We start from the raw sequence: 15,821 nt of genomic DNA on the forward strand, positions 1-15,821 counted from the left end.
CAAAAATGATTTTAGCGGCAGCGCAAACAAAACCCAAACGCGGAGATATATCTTCTAATTTATTAATTCATTATCAGCTTATTGAATTGGCTGCTCAAAACGGAGCTAATTTAATTGCGTTTCCCGAATTATCGATTACTGGATATGAAAGAGAAAATGCTGAATCTTTAGCTTTTACTGAAGATGATTATAGAATTGATTATTTTAAAGAATTGTCAGTTAGAAATAATATCGTAATTATTGCTGGGGCGCCTATAAAAATAGATTCGAAATTGTTGATTGGTGAATTTATTATAACTCCAGACAATTCAGTTTCTATTTATACGAAACAATTTTTGCATGAAGGTGAAGATGATTTTTTTCAACCTTCGTTTGATTATAATCCGCTGATTACGATTGAAAATCAAAATATTTCATTTGCAATTTGTGCTGATATTGACAATCCGCTGCATCCCGAAAACGCAAAGAAAAAATATACTGATATTTATATAGCAAGTATTTTCTTTTCGCCAAACGGAATTCCGAATGCATACAGCCATTTGCAAAACTATGCTCAAAAACACGAAATGAATGTTTTAATGTCCAATTTCAGCGGAGAATCTTGGGGTTCGCCTTCTGCAGGACAAAGTGCATTCTGGAACAATAAAGGAGAATTAATTGCTCAAATGAATGATTCAGATTCGGGATTATTGCTTGTTGAAAAACAAGGAGATGATTGGAGCAGTAAAATCATTACAACTTAGATTCCTGCAAGGTTTTCAAAATCTTGTAAGTATGAATACAAATTACGTAAAATAAAAACACCTACAAGGTTTTGAAAACCTTGCAGGAATAAAAAATATTAAAATGAACAGAATAACTCAGAAATTACAAGAAGATAAAAAGATACTTTCTATTTATTTTTCTGCTGGATATCCGAACTTAAACGATACGGTGCAGATCATTCAGGATTTAGAAAAAAACGGAGTAGATTTAATCGAAATCGGACTTCCTTTCAGTGATCCTTTAGCCGATGGACCAACAATTCAGGCGAGTTCGACGCAGGCGCTTCATAACGGAATGACCACTCAAATTCTATTCGATCAGCTGAAGAACATCCGCGAAAGCGTAAAAATTCCGTTGATTATTATGGGATATTTTAATCCGATGTTGCAATACGGAGTTGAAGCTTTTTGCCAAAAATGTGCTGAAATCGGAATTGACGGTTTGATTATTCCAGATCTTCCTGTTGATGTTTATGCTGATGAATACAAAACGATTTTCGAAAAATATGGTTTAATTAATGTGTTTTTGATTACGCCCCAAACTTCAGACGAAAGAATTCGTTTTATTGACAGCGTTTCAAACGGATTTATTTATATGGTAAGTTCTGCAAGTGTTACGGGATCTCAATCTGGTTTTGGAAATGTTCAAGAAGAATATTTTGAAAGAATATCAAATCTGAACTTGAAAAATCCTCAAATTGTTGGTTTCGGAATTTCGAATAAAGAAACTTTCAGTCAAGCAACTAAATATGCAAAAGGAGCAATTATCGGAAGTGCTTTTATTAAACATTTAAGCGAAAGCGGAAGCGGGAAAATTGCTGAGTTTGTTGGAGAAATTCGATAGATAAATTCAGAATGAAATATTTTAAGAGTATCATCTTTTTAGCAACTGTATTTTTAAATATGAGTTGTGATCGTAGCTGGAAGATTTCAGAATTATTTATTCAAAAAATTGAAAATTCCTCGAAAGTTATTTATAAATACGATGCTTGGGGAGGGCGTGATTCACATATTTTTGGTTATATTATTTTAGATTCAACACAAGTATTTGACATCGATCAAGTAAAACCATTACCATTTCAATATTTTGAAACCATTCCCACAAAACGAAATATTTCTGGTGTTGTCTGTGAAGAGCTTGATGATCAAATAGCTCCAAACAAAATCTTCATACCTTTAAAAATTAGGGATAGTGAGGAAAAAGGAATTAAAGTTAAAACTAAGATTTTTCAAAATGAAGGTTTTGTACTTAGAAATCAAGGTTATAAAAGATATCAATTTGAAACATTTAAAGAATCTCGCGATAGTATTTTCTTTTATAATTTAAATGACGTTGAGAGTTTAGAACCTGAACATTTAGATACTTTAAATTTCAAAAAAACAAATATTTTCATCAGAACAAAAAGCTCAAATATTGTTTCAAAAATATCAATTGAAGATTTAAAATTATCGCAAAAAAATGAAATTATTTCTAATATCCGATATGATCTGACACCAGAAAACAAAACTGATCTTCAATCATTTTCTAATATTGGCATTTTTAAGGAAGTTAAATTACCAAAGAATTAAATAGAAAACAATTAGCCTGAAAGACTAGATTTTTCAGGCTTTTTTTATGCTTTAGAGGCAAATTCAGAACCTAAAATATCGAAACCGTTTTATGTTAATATTGTGTTAAAATAAAATTAAACAAGTGTTTAAATTAAACAAGTGTTTAATTTTGCATCCGATTAGAAACACTATCATGTCAAACATCGAATTAAACGATAAAAAAATTCAGATTCTTAACGTAGCTGAGATGCTATTTTCTGAGAAAGGATTTGAGGGCACATCGATACGAGATATCTCCAAAGAGGCAAAAATTAATATTGCCATGGTCTCGTATTATTTTGGTTCGAAAGAGAAGCTATTAGAGGCTTTGATTTTTCATAAAACCGTTGATTTAAAATTACAACTCGAAAATTTATTGAAGGAAAATCTTGAACCCCTTGAAAAAGTCAATAAATTAATCGAAATTTACATTAACAGAATTTGCCTTAACAAAGGGATTTACAGGGTTTTACATTTTGAACTAAACAATAAGAAAAGAGAAAAAAGCCTTCAAGCTTTTACAGATCTTAAAAAAGGAAATTTAAAATCTGTAGAAAGCATTATCAAGCAAGGTCAAACTCAGGGAGTTTTCAGAAAAGACATTAATATCCAACTGATTACGCCTACAATTATTGGAACCTTCTTTCACTTTCACATGAATCGCTCTTTCTTCGAAGAATTATTAGATTTAAAAACAGAAGAAATGTTTAACAATTACATTAAAAACGATCTTACAAAGCACATTCAACAAACTATAAAAGCGCTACTTGTTTATGAAAATTAGTCAATTAATGCTCTTTGGAGTTTTCTTTATAGGAATATCTTCAATGGAAGCACAAGAAAAAACAAGTTTAACCTTGGGCGAGGCCGTACAAATGGCTTGGGAAAAGAGTAACGAAGTTACGCTTGCCAATACCAAGGTAAACACAAAAATGTACGAATTAAAAACCGTAAAGAATAATCAGTACCCAGATCTTAAAATTTCAGGTCAATATCAGCGTCTTACAAAAGCATCTATTGATATGCCAAATCAAGGCGAAAGTGCTTCATTAGCATCTCCAGACAGAGCAATGATTGGAATGGCTAATTTAAGTCTTCCTATTTTTGCTGGATTTAAAATTCAAAGTAGCATAGATGCATCTGAAGGAATGTACGAAGCAGAAACTGCTAATGCTGCAAAAACTAAAGAAGATGTTGCTTTGAAAGCAATCACCTATTACACAGCACTATACAAAGCTCAAAAAACATTAGATGTTTTAAATGAAAATCAAAAAAGTGCTAAACAACGTGTTACTGATTTCACAGAATTGGAGAAAAACGGAATTATTCCGAGAAATGATTTATTGAAAGCGCAATTATTGGTTTCTAAAACGCAATTATCTATTGATGAAGCTAATAATAATATCAATAACATCAATTACTACCTAACAACATTGCTTAAATTAGATCCTTCTGTAAAAATTGAGGTAAACGAGCAAGATTTCTTTAATTTAAAAACAAGTAACTCTATAACATCTGATGCTGTTGCACTTGAAAGCAGAAAAGATTTAGAAGCAATAAGATTGCAAAGCAAAGCTTCTGAAGCTAATGTAAAAATAGCAAAAGCAGGATATTATCCAGCAATCTCATTACTTGGTGGTTATACAGCGTTGGATCTTAAAGATATCATAACTGTAAAATACGCTATGAATTTTGGAATCGGGTTGTCTTATGATTTATCAGGAATTCTAAAAAACAATGTGCATGTTAAAGAGGCAGAAAGCAGAGCTTTGGAAGTAAAAAACACTGAAGCTGTTATGACTGACCGAATCAAAGTTGAAGTTCAAAAATCTATTGAAGATTACGACTTAGCCATCAACCAAAGTGTTGTTTATGACGAAGCGCTTCAGCAGGCTGCAGAAAATTACAGATTAGTAAAAGATAAATTTGACAATGGTTTATCTGACACTAATGATTTGGTAGAGGCCGATGTAGAACAATTAAATGCCAAAATTCAAACAGCTTTATCTAAAGCAACAATCATTCAAAAATATTACGAATTACTTTCAGTATCAGGACAATTATCACAATCATTCAATCTTTCTAAAATATAATCGATAGCTCTCATGGAAAAGAAAAAGACAAATAAAAAATTCATCATCATATTAACCGTTTTGGTTTTATTGGGAGGAACTTACGGAATATCAAAATATTTACACGGCCAAGCTCACGAAGAAACAGATGATGCTCAGATCGAGAAAAAAATGAATCCGATTATTCCAAGAGTTTCTGGATATATCAGTAAAGTTTATGTGAAAGATAATGATTATGTAAAAAAAGGAGATACTTTATTTACTATCGACAAGAGAGATTATCAATTAAAGATTGATGAAGCTAACGCTGCTTTATTAGGAGCTGAAGGTCAATACGAAGCTGCAAAAGCGGATATTGGAAGTGCTTACGCAAGTATTTCTGTTTCAGATGCTCAAATGAGATCTGCAGGAGGTTCTATCGAAAGTGCTAAAATTAGATTGAGACAGCTTACAAACGATTATAACCGTTACAATAACTTGTATAAAACTCATACAATTACTAAACAGCAATATGAGCAAGCTTTGACAGCAAAAGAAGAAGCTGAAAACCAAGTACGTGTTTTAGAACAACAACAAAGAGCTAGTTCTTACCAAAAATCTGTTATTCAATCAAAATCTAAAGTTTCTGACAAACAAACAGAAGTTGCTGCAGCTAATATCAAAAAAGCGAAAACTATGCTTGATGTTGCGCATTTAAATCTTTCTTATACAGTAGTTACTGCTGCAATTGACGGTCAGGTTTCTAAAGTCGATATTCAGCCAGGACAATTGGTTCAGCCAGGGCAATCTTTATTCTATATCATTAATAACAATGAAGCTTGGGTTGTAGCTAACTTTAAAGAAACACAATTGAACAAAATGGTTGTGGGACAAAAAGTAAGCTTAAAAGTTGATGCTTATCCAAACTACGAATTCAAAGGAACTTTAACATCATTTTCACCTGCAACAGGATCTCGTTTTTCATTATTACCTCCTGACAATGCAACAGGAAACTTCGTAAAAACAATTCAGAGATTACCAGTAAAAATTAGTTTAGATCAATCAAACGATCCTGAGAAAGTAAAATTATTACGCCCAGGAATGAACGTTGATGTAGATGTACATGTAAAATAAATAAATGGCAACAGCAGTACAAGATGACGATTTAGTAGAATACGGTTTCAGACGTGTTGTCATTACGATTACGGCAGTACTTTGTGCATTGCTGGAAATTGTTGACACGACGATTGTAAACGTTGCACTAACAGACATGCGAGGAAGTCTTGGCGCAACCTTGACCGACGTTGCATGGGTAATTACAGCATACGCAATTGCGAATGTTATTGTAATTCCGATGACGAGCTGGCTATCGCAGCAATTTGGAAGACGAAATTATTTTGTGGCTTCAATCATAATATTTACAGTCTGCTCCTTTTTGTGTGGTAATGCCTCAAATATATGGGAGCTAGTAGCTTTCCGATTCGTACAGGGTATGGGTGGTGGAGCACTTCTAGTAACAGCCCAAACGATCATTACAGAAAGTTACCCTGTAGCAAAACGTGGAATGGCACAAGCGATTTACGGAATGGGTGTAATTGTTGGACCAACTCTTGGACCACCTTTAGGAGGTTATTTGGTTGATAATTATTCTTGGCCTTATATTTTCTACATCAATATTCCGTTAGGAATTATTGCTACAATTTTGGCTTTAACTTTCGTTAGAAGTCCGAAATATGGAGAAAAATTAAAAGCAAATCAGGTTGACTGGTGGGGAATTATTTTGTTGAGTGCCTTTATTGGTTCTTTACAATTCGTACTAGAACACGGACAGCAAGACGACTGGTTTAACGATTCTTTAATCGTAACCCTAAGTGTTGTTACAGTTCTTGGATTGGTTTTATTTATCTGGAGAGAGCTTACTTATAAATATCCAATCGTGAACTTAAGTGTTTTGAAAGACGGAAACTTAAGAATTGGAACCGTGATGTGTTTTATTCTTGGTTTTGGTCTATACGGTTCAACATTGATTATCCCGATTTATACGCAGTCTATTTTAGGATGGACAGCAACTGATGCCGGTTTATTATTAATTCCGGGATCTATCACAACGGCAATCATGATGCCATTTGTTGGAAATATGATTCAGAAAGGTGTGCCTCAAGGTTATATGGTTGGAGTTGGATTTTTAGTTTTCTTCTTCTTTACCTTTATGATGTACAGCAGGATGACACCAGACACCGGAGTTGAACATATGTACTGGCCTTTAATTTTAAGAGGAATTGGTCTAGGATTACTTTTCGTGCCTATTACAACACTTTCTCTTTCTACTTTGAAAGGAAAACACATTGGTGAAGGAGCAGCATTTACAGGAATGATGCGTCAGTTAGGCGGATCTTTTGGTATTGCGATCATTACAACTTTCATCACTCGTTTCAGCCAGTCGCATAGAGTAGATTTAATTAACAATCTAGATCCTGCCAAATTTGATGTGCAGCAGCGAATTGCAGGAATGCAGCAAGCCTTCATGGCAAAAGGATATAGCGCAGATGTTGCTTTGAAAAAAGCCTATCAAGCCATAGAATATTCAGTAATGAAGCAAAGTACGGTAATGGCTTACATGGATATATTCATGTATCTAGGAATAATGTTTTTATGTTGCATACCGATTATTCTCTTTATTAAAAAAGGGAAGAACAAAATTAGTGCAGCCGACGCAATGCATTAATGATAATAATAATTTTATAATACGCATAAACGCCGAATTCTTAATTGAATTCGGCGTTGTTTTTTTTAGTTTTCAGTCTCAGTCTCGGTCCCATTAAAACCTTAGTACCTCAGCACCTTTGAACCTTTGTACCTTAAAAAAACTATCTTGTAAAAACCAAATGATTTCCTTTAGAAAGATTAGCGTCAAACTGGTATCCTTCGTAATTGAAACCTTTTAAATCATCAATAGTTTCAGCATTCGTATCGATAATATAACGAACCATCATTCCTCTCGCCTTTTTCGCAAAGAAACTGATCATTTTTAGTTTTCCATCTTTGTAATCTTTAAAATCTGGAGTGATTACAGGCACTTTCAAAGCTTTTACATCAACAGCAGAAAAATATTCGTTACTTGCTAAATTCACAAACAACTCATCTTTTTTCAATTCTTTGTTTAAAGCTTTTGTAACCGTTGGTTTCCAGAATTCATGAAGATTTTTAGATTCTGCAACTGGCATTTTAGTTCCCATTTCCAAACGGTATGCTTGCATTAAATCAAGAGGTTTTAAAAGTCCATAAAGACCTGATAATATTCGAAGTTTATCTTGTAAAACATCTAATTTTTCTAACGGAATTGTATACGCATCCAATCCTGTGTAAACATCGCCATCAAAAGTATAAACTGCTGGGCGCGCATTTTCTGGTGTGAAAGGCGTTTTCCAATCCTGATTTCTTTTCCAGTTTAAATCGGCTAGTTTTTCTGAAATCGACATTAATTCAGACAATTCTGCTGGCTTTTTTTCCTTAACTACTTTGTGAACCACTCTTGCCTCTTTTAAAAAAGACGGTTCTGTATATTGAGATGTTGGTAATTCTTTTTCGAAATTCAATGATTTCGCTGGAGATATAACAATTTTCATTTGTACATTTTTCTATGATTCAAAAATACAAATTGCTTTTCTAAAAATTATCGTTTGCAATTGATTTGTTCTATGAGCGTATATTTTTTTTTCTGCCACGAATTTCACGAATTACACTAATTTTTAGCCACAGATTAAAAGGATTAAAAATGATTTTTTTTATGTTTAAAAAACAATTCGTGTTGATTCGAGAAATTCGTGGCAAACCTTTTTCAGTGCAATTCGTATCTTTATCACGCATTTAAAATCCTTTTCAATCCTTTAAATCTGTGGCACAAAAAATAAATTCGTGTTCATTCGTGTAATTCGCGGCAGCCCTTTTCCAATTTTCACAAAAATCAACATCGAAAACTATTAAATTCTTCAAAAAAGTGATCGATAGATTATAATAGGCATTTTCTATGTTGTAAATTTGCGTGCATTTTATTTCGTCTGAAATTCAAATTGCATTTTACTCAAAAACTAGTGAATTCGTGGCTATACAAACAAACTATAAAACTGCTTTACAAAACAAAATATTCGATATCATTTCGAAAGCTTCCCAAGAATTAAATGTTGACTCTTATGTGATCGGCGGATTTGTTCGTGATTTGCTTTTAAACAGAGGTTCTAAAAAAGACATCGACGTTGTAGCAGTTGGAAGCGGAATTGAATTAGCGCTTAAAGTTTCTGATTTACTTCCGAACAAGCCAAAAGTTCAAGTTTTCAAAAGTTATGGAACAGCAATGCTTCGTTTTGAAGATACCGATATTGAATTTGTTGGCGCACGAAAAGAATCTTATAGCCGTGACAGCCGAAATCCGATTGTAGAAAACGGAACTTTACAAGATGATCAAAATCGTCGTGATTTTACGATCAATGCTTTTGCTTTGTCTTTAAATCAAAATAATTTCGGAGATCTTTTGGACCCTTTTGATGGTTTAACCGATTTAGAAAACAAAACAATCAAAACGCCTTTGGATCCAGATATTACGTATTCTGACGATCCTTTGCGTATGCTTCGCGCGATACGTTTTGCGACTCAATTGAATTTCGAAATTGAAGAAAATTCATTGAATGCCATCACAAAAAATGCCGAAAGAATCAAAATTATTTCTGGCGAAAGAATCGTTGACGAATTAAACAAAATCCTTATGACGGATAAACCTTCAACTGGATTTTTACTTTTATACAAAACAGGACTTTTAGATATTATTTTACCTGAATTAACAGCATTGAATCAGGTAGAAGAAATTGAAGGCCATACACATAAAAACAATTTTTACCACACGTTAGAAGTTGTTGATAACATTTGTCCAAATACTGATGATGTTTGGCTTCGTTGGTCGGCTTTGTTACATGATATTGGAAAAGCGCCAACAAAGCGTTTCGCTAAAAAACAAGGATGGACTTTTCACGGACATGAATTTCTTGGCGGAAAAATGGCTAAGAAAATCTTCGAACGTTTGCATATGCCTTTAAACCATAAAATGAAATTCGTTCAGAAAATGGTTATCATGAGTTCGCGTCCAATTGTTTTGGCTGATGACATTGTAACTGACAGCGCTGTTCGTCGTTTGGTTTTTGATGCTGGCGAAGATGTTGAGAATTTAATGACTTTATGTGAAGCAGATATCACAACCAAAAATCCTGCGAAATTTAAAAAGTATCACAAAAACTTCGAGCTTGTCCGCAAGAAAATCGTTGAAGTTGAAGAGCGCGATCATGTCCGTAATTTCCAACCGCCAATTACTGGAGAAGAAATTATGGAAATATTTGATTTAAAGCCTTCTCGTGAAATAGGCGTTTTAAAAGAAGCTGTAAAAGAAGCTATTTTAGAAGGAGATATTCCAAACGAATATCAAGCAGCTTACGATTTTGTGATAAAAAGAGCTGAGAAATTAGGCTTAAAAAAAGTTGAGAAATAAGTAGTATTTAATAAAATGAAAAAAGAAAATAAATCAGTAATCATTTGGTTGCTATCGGGTTGTGTTTTATTATTTTTAATGGTTGTCGTAGGCGGCATCACACGTTTAACCAATTCAGGTTTATCTATGACCGACTGGCATTTGGTAACCGATACCTTCCCTCCTTTAACTGAAGTAAAATGGCAAGCTGCTTTTGACGAATACAAGAAGTTTCCAGAGTACCAAAAAATCAATATTCACAACGATTTTCAATTAGCCGATTATAAGTTTATTTACTTCTGGGAATGGTTTCACCGTTTTATCGGTCGTATTATTGGTTTGGTTTTCTTTGTTCCGTTTGTTTACTTTTTAGCTAAAAAGAAATTAGATACAGACACAATCAAAAAATGCATTGTTCTTTTGGCAATGGGAGGTTTTCAAGGATTTTTAGGATGGTTCATGGTAAGAAGCGGATTAATTGACAATCCAGATGTGAGCCATTTCAGACTTTCATTACATTTAACTTTTGCGTTCATCACTTTCGCTTACACACTTTGGGTTGCATTAGATTTAATTTATCCAGAAAGAAATATCAACAAGATTTTACCGCTTCGCACAATTGCAAGATATGCTTTAGCAGCTTTATTAATCCAGATTATTTACGGTGGATTTGTTGCAGGATTGAATGCGGGATTAATTCACAATCACTGGCCTTTAATGAGCGATGGAGAATTTATTCACGAATCTGTTTTTATTGAGCAATCTTCTTTAGTGAAAAATTTAATTGAAGGAAAAAGCGGTGTTCAATTTGTACACAGAACTTTTGCTTATGTGGTCGTGGCAATTATTCTTTTCCTTTTCTTCAAAAGCAAAAAATATACGCTTACCCACACGCAAGCAAACGGAATCAAAACTTTAGTTGTTTTTGTTTTCATTCAGTTTTTACTTGGCGTTTTCACTTTATTATACAGTGTGCCATTGGCTTTAGGTTTAATTCACCAGATTATGGCATTTTTCCTTTTGAGCGCTATGACATATACTTTGCATAGATTAAGCAAATAATCAAAAGATTTTAGATACAAAAAAGGGGCGAAAAATTTTCGTCCCTTTTTTATTTATATGTCGTACATGAAGCTCTTTGTTCTCAAATCTTTCTTCTAACAAAAAAACTATCCCAGCCAACTTTTAAAATCCTGAACTTTTTCTCGACTCACAATTACCTCATCTTCTTTGTAAGTTGGTAAAATCACTTTTAAACGAGAATTAGTATAAACCTGAATTTCTTTAATTGCTTTTAATGGCACAATAAATTTTCTGCTTACGCGAAAGAAATCCTTCTTATCGAGTTCTTGTTCTAAAATCTCTAAAGTCGAATCAATCAAATAATCGCGATTGTCGTACGTATGAATGTAAGTTCCTTTGTTTTCACTAAAAAAACATTCAATTTCTTCTGTTGTAATTACTTTTAAATGCTGACCAATTTTAACGGTAAATCTTTTTTTATAAGTTTTCTCAAAAGGATTTGAAAGCATCTGGCGAATCTGTTCAAAATCCAATTGCAGGTTTGAAGTTTCGGTTGCAGCTTTTGGAAGACGAGATCTGTATTTTGAAACTGCTGTTTCCAAATCATCTTCGTCAATTGGCTTTAAAAGATAATCGATGCTGTTCAATTTGAACGCTTTTAACGCGTATTCATCATAAGCTGTTGTAAAAATGATGGCACTTTTTATGTCTATTTTTTCAAAAATTTCAAAAGATAAACCATCTGATAATTGAATATCCAGGAAAATCAAATCGGGATGCGGATTGTTTTCAAACCATTCAACCGATTCTTCAACAGAGTGAAGCATTGTTTCTACGGTTACAGCTAACTTTTCAAGCTTTCTTTGCAACAATCTTGCCGCTGGTTTTTCGTCTTCTATAATTAATGTGATCATTTACTATATTGTAAAAAATTGAAAAATATGAATTCAAATTTACTCCCATTTATTTTTATTTGCAGCGTCTCTCTCCATATATTTCTGAATTTTCTTCTTTTCCCAATCTTGGCTAAAAAAAAGACCCGATCCAAAAACAGATAATCCGTGAGCCAGTAAACCGATTCCCCAGAAAAATGCAGTCGAATACGTATGCCATTCTGTTAAACCGCTAAAATCTAGTCCTCCTTTAAAACTATCTCGAGTTATACTAGACACAATAATGATGATATTTATGATAATATAAACTTTGAGATGCGAATAAAACCCTTTCAGTTTCTTTACTTTTCTATAAGCTGCGTTATAATTTTCATCATTAGTATATTCTGCAAAATGCTGACTTGTATAACCCTCATGTATATTTCTTCTAAAACGTCCCATAATTCTATTTTAAATTATTCCCACTTGTTTTTATTCTGTTTTTCCTTTTCCATAAATTCTTGGATTTTCCTTTCTTCCCATTCTTTTCCCATTCCTGGAAAAACTTCAAAGACTTTTAATCCGTGAAAAATAAGACCAACTCCCCACCACAACAATGGCCAGAAAAACCATAAATAACTTGGCGATGTATATAAATTGATAAAAATTAAAATTGCATTTACTAATACGAAAGCCAGAAGATTTCCGTAAAATCCTTTAATTTTTTCTACCTTTTTTTTGGCTTGGATATATTTTTCTTCTTCGCTTAAATTCCTTTCCATGATTATTCCCATTTTTGTTTTTTATATTTTTTTTCTAAAATGCTTCTCAGTTTTCGCTCTTCCCATTGCTGGCCAAAAATTTTATACGAAGCAAATAAATCTATTGCAGAGCCTATTATTACCGCTGTCCAAATAATTACAACTACCCAATTGATATATTTTATTGGAAAAAATTGCAATGGCAGATTGGTATATTCCTTTAAAAGAAAAACAATTAATGCAATAGTGTAAACGAACAAATGTTTGTAAAAAGACTTCAGCTGAATTACTTTTTTACTTGCCAATTCATGCAGTATTTCTTGTTCTTGATCGTTATTCAAATTTGTTTCCATGATTATTTTCTAATCGCTGTTTATTTTCTTTTTCTAGAATTTCTCTAATTTTTTTCTCTTCCCATTTCTTATTAAAAAAAGGCGGAAAACTAAAAACTTTCAATCCGTGTAAAGTAATTGCTATACCCCAGCCCACAACACACCATATAAACCACAAATATTCTGGCGAAGTCATTAAATTGACTATAATTACAATCGGAGTACAAATAACATATACAGACAAATGCTCATAAAATTCTCTCAATTCTTTGACTTTTTTCTGAGCATCATAATAACGATTTGCTGTTGCGAAATCTTTTTCCATTATTTCCACGTTTTTTGGTTGTTATCTTTCTCTAAAATTTCTCGAATTTTTCTTTCTTCCCAATCTGAGCTATAGCCAAAAACTTTAAAAGCATGCATGGCAACTCCAAATCCCCAGCCTAAAGCTGAAAACCAAAACCATTGAAATCCTGGTGAAAATTTTAAGTTTATAAAAACCAGAAACGGAATCACGCAGCAATATGAAATTATATTTCCATAAAATGCTTTCAGTTCTTCTACTCTTTTTTTTGCTTTATAGTAAGCTTTTGCTTCGTCGGTATATTCTGCATTCATGTCCATAACCGTAATTTGTTTGGTTAAAATTGGAATTCTAACAGTGAAATTCTTTTCATCTTGTTCAATCTTCACTTTTCGATCTGTTATAATTCCGTATCTGTTTACAATATTCTGCAGTCCGACACCTTGTCTGTCCTGCAAAACTTCTTTTTTCTGAAGATCATTCTGAATTGCCAGATAATCTCCATCAATAAAAATTCTAATATGAAGCGGTTTTTGCTCACTTACTACATTGTGCTTTACTGTATTCTCAAGCAACAGCTGTAAAGAAAGGGGCACTACTTTGGCCTCTGGATTGATGTTCTCTTTTGGCAATTCGTAAAACAAACTATTTTCGAAACGCATTTTCAGCAGATTCATATAGGTTTTTGCAAATGACAATTCGTCTTCAACCGAAACCAATTCTTTATCTTTTTGTTCTAAAACATAGCGGTAAATTTTAGACAACGAAGTCGTAAAACGCTGTGCATTATCTGGATTTTCTTCAATTAAAGAACTCAAAACATTTAAACTGTTAAAAAGAAAATGTGGATCGATCTGATTTTTTAAACTCTCGAATTTGGCATTTGCATTTCCTGCAATGATTTTTTGCTGTACTACTTTATTTTCCTGATAAAGCTTGTAAAAATTTAGTCCATGGAAAAACAGCAACACAATAAAAGTCATTACCGAAGATTCTATATAATTTTCTGCTTTTTCGTTGGCTAGAAAACCTATAATCGTTTTGTTCTCGATTATTATGCTTGTAAACAAACGCAATACTCCAATTACGATCATCGACAGAAAAAATGAACTTATAAAACCAATTAAGATTCTCCTTAAGGAATACGGATTTGATCTAAAAACTCTATCTAAAAAATCGAAAAGAACGACATTTACGATATATAAAACCACACTGTAAAGCATGCAGTACAAGAAATAAATAGAAAGATTCTTAGTGAAAACTGCTGTTCCTATAGAAGCAAATCGAATTAGAAAAGAAAATAAAAATACGACTCCTCCAACAAGACACGCTTTTAACAAATTGGGTTTTAATATCATAATGTATTTTAAACTAAAAAATTATTTACAAGTTTTTTGAATTTCTAACGCTCTGTCTAATCCCCATTTTGGAGCATAAGGCGTTGCTGGTTTAAAAGTATTAAAAAGTTCAATAGATTTATCAACTTGCGCACATAAAGGTTTTGTGTCTACACCTGTCCATTTTGCACCTCCCAATTGGTAATCTGCTTCACCAAAAACCGCTCTTGGATTGGTCGGATCTAATGCTTTAGCTTTCGCGTAAGCCTCCATTACTTTACCAGAATATTTCATTCCGTTTGTCATTGGATCAGCTACCACATATCCTGTATAAATTAAAGCCTGCATTACATACAATTCTGAATTGGCTTGGTCTTTTATCATTTCTATATCTAAAGCATCTTGCGCTTTTGTCAATAACAAATCGATTTTTGTTTTGTCTTTTTCCGTAAATACTGCAGTAGCGTTGATTAAAGCTACATAATAATTTGGCAGATAACTGTTTTTTTCGGCCGCAGCAATTCTTTCAAACAAAGCTGAAGCTTCAGTATTTTTTCCTTCTTTCCAAAGTCCGAACGCTTTGTTCATTCCTTGTTCAAATTGTGTTTGCGCTGAACTTATTACGACTACAAATAATGCGATTAAAGTGATGATTTTTTTCATTTTATAAGTTATTTAATGGTTTGTTTATTGGATGAGTTATTTATTAAAATGTAATTTGAATTTTTGAATCTTTACTGACATTAAATTTAGCGTCGGCATAGGAAGGAGGCCCCATAAATCCTTTTGCATTGTTTGAAGCTGCATATTCTTCTGACGGAATTCCCATTGCGTTTCGATCTAATTTTCCGTTGCTATTTTCGTCATGATAGGTTGAAATTGCATATTCACCCGCAGGAAGATTATCGAAAGTTACAACCGCTTGATTGTTTTTAATTTCGGAAGCAAGGCTTTTGTAAGTTGTTTTTAAGAAATGTTCCATCTGAATTATATAATCCTATTTTAACAATTCCTGTATCGTTTTTCAATCCTGAAACAGCAACAGTTAATTTTGCGTTTTGAGCAGACATTAAGCCGCAAATAAATAAAATCGTTATGGTAATAATTTTGGTCATGATTTTGTTTTTTAAGTTACTAAGATTCTAAGTTTTTTATTTGATGTGATTGAAACTCTGGTTATTAATTTATACTTCAAAAGTATATTGGTTTTAAGTCTTTTAAAATTAAATGATACTGAGTTGTTGATTTTGGTTACTGAATTGTTTGTTTTAAAGA

Annotated in this window: 19 protein-coding genes; 9 read left to right on the forward strand and 10 right to left on the reverse strand. The window is 32.8% G+C overall.

The features are described from left to right. The first annotated feature begins 5 nt into the window (after positions 1 to 5). The 7 genes from QLQ96_RS22770 (at position 6) to QLQ96_RS22800 (ending at position 7,130) form a co-directional block, all read left to right on the forward strand. Entirely contained in the window at positions 6 to 743 is a 738-nt protein-coding gene (locus QLQ96_RS22770) for a carbon-nitrogen hydrolase family protein (protein WP_482493401.1), read from the forward strand. Positions 744 to 846: 103 nt separating this feature from the next. Beyond that, positions 847 to 1,608, forward strand: coding sequence for a tryptophan synthase subunit alpha (trpA, locus tag QLQ96_RS22775; protein WP_482493402.1), 762 nt, complete (start codon positions 847 to 849; stop codon positions 1,606 to 1,608). Between the two features lie 11 nt (positions 1,609 to 1,619). After that, entirely contained in the window at positions 1,620 to 2,333 is a 714-nt protein-coding gene (locus tag QLQ96_RS22780) for a hypothetical protein (RefSeq protein WP_482493403.1), read from the forward strand. 175 nt (positions 2,334 to 2,508) lie between these two features. Further along, positions 2,509 to 3,138: a TetR/AcrR family transcriptional regulator gene (locus QLQ96_RS22785; RefSeq protein ID WP_482493404.1), complete on the forward strand. Its 630-nt coding sequence runs from the start codon at positions 2,509 to 2,511 to the stop codon at positions 3,136 to 3,138. Next, complete coding sequence (locus QLQ96_RS22790; RefSeq protein WP_482493405.1) at positions 3,128 to 4,447, forward strand: TolC family protein; 1,320 nt, start codon at positions 3,128 to 3,130, stop codon at positions 4,445 to 4,447. The genes QLQ96_RS22785 and QLQ96_RS22790 overlap by 11 nt, the downstream gene beginning before the upstream one ends. Positions 4,448 to 4,459: 12 nt before the next feature. After that, positions 4,460 to 5,539: an HlyD family secretion protein gene (locus tag QLQ96_RS22795; RefSeq protein WP_482493406.1), complete on the forward strand. Its 1,080-nt coding sequence runs from the start codon at positions 4,460 to 4,462 to the stop codon at positions 5,537 to 5,539. Positions 5,540 to 5,543: 4 nt separating this feature from the next. Next, on the forward strand, positions 5,544 to 7,130 hold the full coding sequence (locus QLQ96_RS22800; protein WP_482493407.1) for an MDR family MFS transporter: 1,587 nt from the start codon (positions 5,544 to 5,546) through the stop codon (positions 7,128 to 7,130). A 142-nt stretch (positions 7,131 to 7,272) separates the two neighbouring features. Here the strand turns inward: QLQ96_RS22800 and yaaA are convergent, their stop codons facing one another. Beyond that, positions 7,273 to 8,031 carry a peroxide stress protein YaaA gene (gene yaaA / locus QLQ96_RS22805; protein WP_482493408.1) on the reverse strand — a complete coding sequence of 253 codons (759 nt, stop codon included), beginning with the start codon at positions 8,029 to 8,031 and terminating at the stop codon, positions 7,273 to 7,275. A 473-nt stretch (positions 8,032 to 8,504) separates the two neighbouring features. Here yaaA and QLQ96_RS22810 point away from each other — a divergent pair, with 473 nt between their 5' ends. Both QLQ96_RS22810 and QLQ96_RS22815 read left to right on the forward strand, forming a co-directional pair. Then, a complete protein-coding gene (locus QLQ96_RS22810; RefSeq protein ID WP_482493409.1) occupies positions 8,505 to 9,938 on the forward strand; it encodes a CCA tRNA nucleotidyltransferase in 1,434 nt (477 codons plus the stop codon). Positions 9,939 to 9,953: 15 nt separating this feature from the next. Then, positions 9,954 to 10,979, forward strand: coding sequence for a COX15/CtaA family protein (locus QLQ96_RS22815; protein ID WP_482493410.1), 1,026 nt, complete (start codon positions 9,954 to 9,956; stop codon positions 10,977 to 10,979). A 107-nt stretch (positions 10,980 to 11,086) separates the two neighbouring features. Here the strand turns inward: QLQ96_RS22815 and QLQ96_RS22820 are convergent, their stop codons facing one another. From QLQ96_RS22820 to QLQ96_RS22860, 9 genes are read right to left on the reverse strand one after another with little or no spacing between them, the layout of a single operon-like run. Then, positions 11,087 to 11,854 carry a LytR/AlgR family response regulator transcription factor gene (locus QLQ96_RS22820; protein ID WP_482493411.1) on the reverse strand — a complete coding sequence of 256 codons (768 nt, stop codon included), beginning with the start codon at positions 11,852 to 11,854 and terminating at the stop codon, positions 11,087 to 11,089. 39 nt (positions 11,855 to 11,893) lie between these two features. Beyond that, complete coding sequence (locus tag QLQ96_RS22825; protein ID WP_482493412.1) at positions 11,894 to 12,274, reverse strand: 2TM domain-containing protein; 381 nt, start codon at positions 12,272 to 12,274, stop codon at positions 11,894 to 11,896. Positions 12,275 to 12,288: 14 nt separating this feature from the next. Continuing rightward, on the reverse strand, positions 12,289 to 12,594 hold the full coding sequence (locus QLQ96_RS22830; protein WP_379696838.1) for a 2TM domain-containing protein: 306 nt from the start codon (positions 12,592 to 12,594) through the stop codon (positions 12,289 to 12,291). Between the two features lie 2 nt (positions 12,595 to 12,596). Continuing rightward, on the reverse strand, positions 12,597 to 12,926 hold the full coding sequence (locus QLQ96_RS22835) for a 2TM domain-containing protein (RefSeq protein WP_482493413.1): 330 nt from the start codon (positions 12,924 to 12,926) through the stop codon (positions 12,597 to 12,599). Next, positions 12,907 to 13,230: a 2TM domain-containing protein gene (locus QLQ96_RS22840; RefSeq protein ID WP_482493414.1), complete on the reverse strand. Its 324-nt coding sequence runs from the start codon at positions 13,228 to 13,230 to the stop codon at positions 12,907 to 12,909. The genes QLQ96_RS22835 and QLQ96_RS22840 overlap by 20 nt, the downstream gene beginning before the upstream one ends. Then, on the reverse strand, positions 13,230 to 14,567 hold the full coding sequence (locus tag QLQ96_RS22845; RefSeq protein ID WP_482493415.1) for a histidine kinase: 1,338 nt from the start codon (positions 14,565 to 14,567) through the stop codon (positions 13,230 to 13,232). Before QLQ96_RS22845 ends, QLQ96_RS22840 begins: the two co-directional genes overlap by 1 nt. Positions 14,568 to 14,588: 21 nt before the next feature. Further along, the gene (locus QLQ96_RS22850) at positions 14,589 to 15,209 is read right to left on the reverse strand and encodes a hypothetical protein (RefSeq protein WP_482493416.1); all 621 of its coding nucleotides are present in this window, start codon (positions 15,207 to 15,209) and stop codon (positions 14,589 to 14,591) included. A gap of 43 nt (positions 15,210 to 15,252) precedes the next feature. Then, entirely contained in the window at positions 15,253 to 15,528 is a 276-nt protein-coding gene (locus QLQ96_RS22855) for a DUF2141 domain-containing protein (protein ID WP_482493417.1), read from the reverse strand. After that, positions 15,479 to 15,661, reverse strand: a complete 183-nt coding sequence (locus QLQ96_RS22860) for a hypothetical protein (protein ID WP_482493418.1) — start codon at positions 15,659 to 15,661, stop codon at positions 15,479 to 15,481. Before QLQ96_RS22860 ends, QLQ96_RS22855 begins: the two co-directional genes overlap by 50 nt. Positions 15,662 to 15,821: the final 160 nt, after the last annotated feature.

The sequence above is a fragment of the Flavobacterium sp. B167r genome (assembly GCF_056824315.1).

Coding starts and splice junctions, on each gene's coding strand:
- QLQ96_RS22840 (WP_482493414.1), bottom strand. CDS start 13,230: ATGGAAAAAGATTTCGCAACAGCAAATCGTTATTATGATGCTCAGAAA.
- QLQ96_RS22770 (WP_482493401.1), top strand. CDS start 6: ATGATTTTAGCGGCAGCGCAAACAAAACCCAAACGCGGAGATATATCT.
- QLQ96_RS22845 (WP_482493415.1), bottom strand. CDS start 14,567: ATGATATTAAAACCCAATTTGTTAAAAGCGTGTCTTGTTGGAGGAGTC.
- QLQ96_RS22790 (WP_482493405.1), top strand. CDS start 3,128: ATGAAAATTAGTCAATTAATGCTCTTTGGAGTTTTCTTTATAGGAATA.
- QLQ96_RS22800 (WP_482493407.1), top strand. CDS start 5,544: ATGGCAACAGCAGTACAAGATGACGATTTAGTAGAATACGGTTTCAGA.
- yaaA (WP_482493408.1), bottom strand. CDS start 8,031: ATGAAAATTGTTATATCTCCAGCGAAATCATTGAATTTCGAAAAAGAA.
- QLQ96_RS22835 (WP_482493413.1), bottom strand. CDS start 12,926: ATGGAAACAAATTTGAATAACGATCAAGAACAAGAAATACTGCATGAA.
- QLQ96_RS22795 (WP_482493406.1), top strand. CDS start 4,460: ATGGAAAAGAAAAAGACAAATAAAAAATTCATCATCATATTAACCGTT.
- QLQ96_RS22850 (WP_482493416.1), bottom strand. CDS start 15,209: ATGAAAAAAATCATCACTTTAATCGCATTATTTGTAGTCGTAATAAGT.
- trpA (WP_482493402.1), top strand. CDS start 847: ATGAACAGAATAACTCAGAAATTACAAGAAGATAAAAAGATACTTTCT.
- QLQ96_RS22820 (WP_482493411.1), bottom strand. CDS start 11,854: ATGATCACATTAATTATAGAAGACGAAAAACCAGCGGCAAGATTGTTG.
- QLQ96_RS22815 (WP_482493410.1), top strand. CDS start 9,954: ATGAAAAAAGAAAATAAATCAGTAATCATTTGGTTGCTATCGGGTTGT.
- QLQ96_RS22780 (WP_482493403.1), top strand. CDS start 1,620: ATGAAATATTTTAAGAGTATCATCTTTTTAGCAACTGTATTTTTAAAT.
- QLQ96_RS22860 (WP_482493418.1), bottom strand. CDS start 15,661: ATGACCAAAATTATTACCATAACGATTTTATTTATTTGCGGCTTAATG.
- QLQ96_RS22785 (WP_482493404.1), top strand. CDS start 2,509: ATGTCAAACATCGAATTAAACGATAAAAAAATTCAGATTCTTAACGTA.
- QLQ96_RS22825 (WP_482493412.1), bottom strand. CDS start 12,274: ATGGGACGTTTTAGAAGAAATATACATGAGGGTTATACAAGTCAGCAT.
- QLQ96_RS22830 (WP_379696838.1), bottom strand. CDS start 12,594: ATGGAAAGGAATTTAAGCGAAGAAGAAAAATATATCCAAGCCAAAAAA.
- QLQ96_RS22855 (WP_482493417.1), bottom strand. CDS start 15,528: ATGGAACATTTCTTAAAAACAACTTACAAAAGCCTTGCTTCCGAAATT.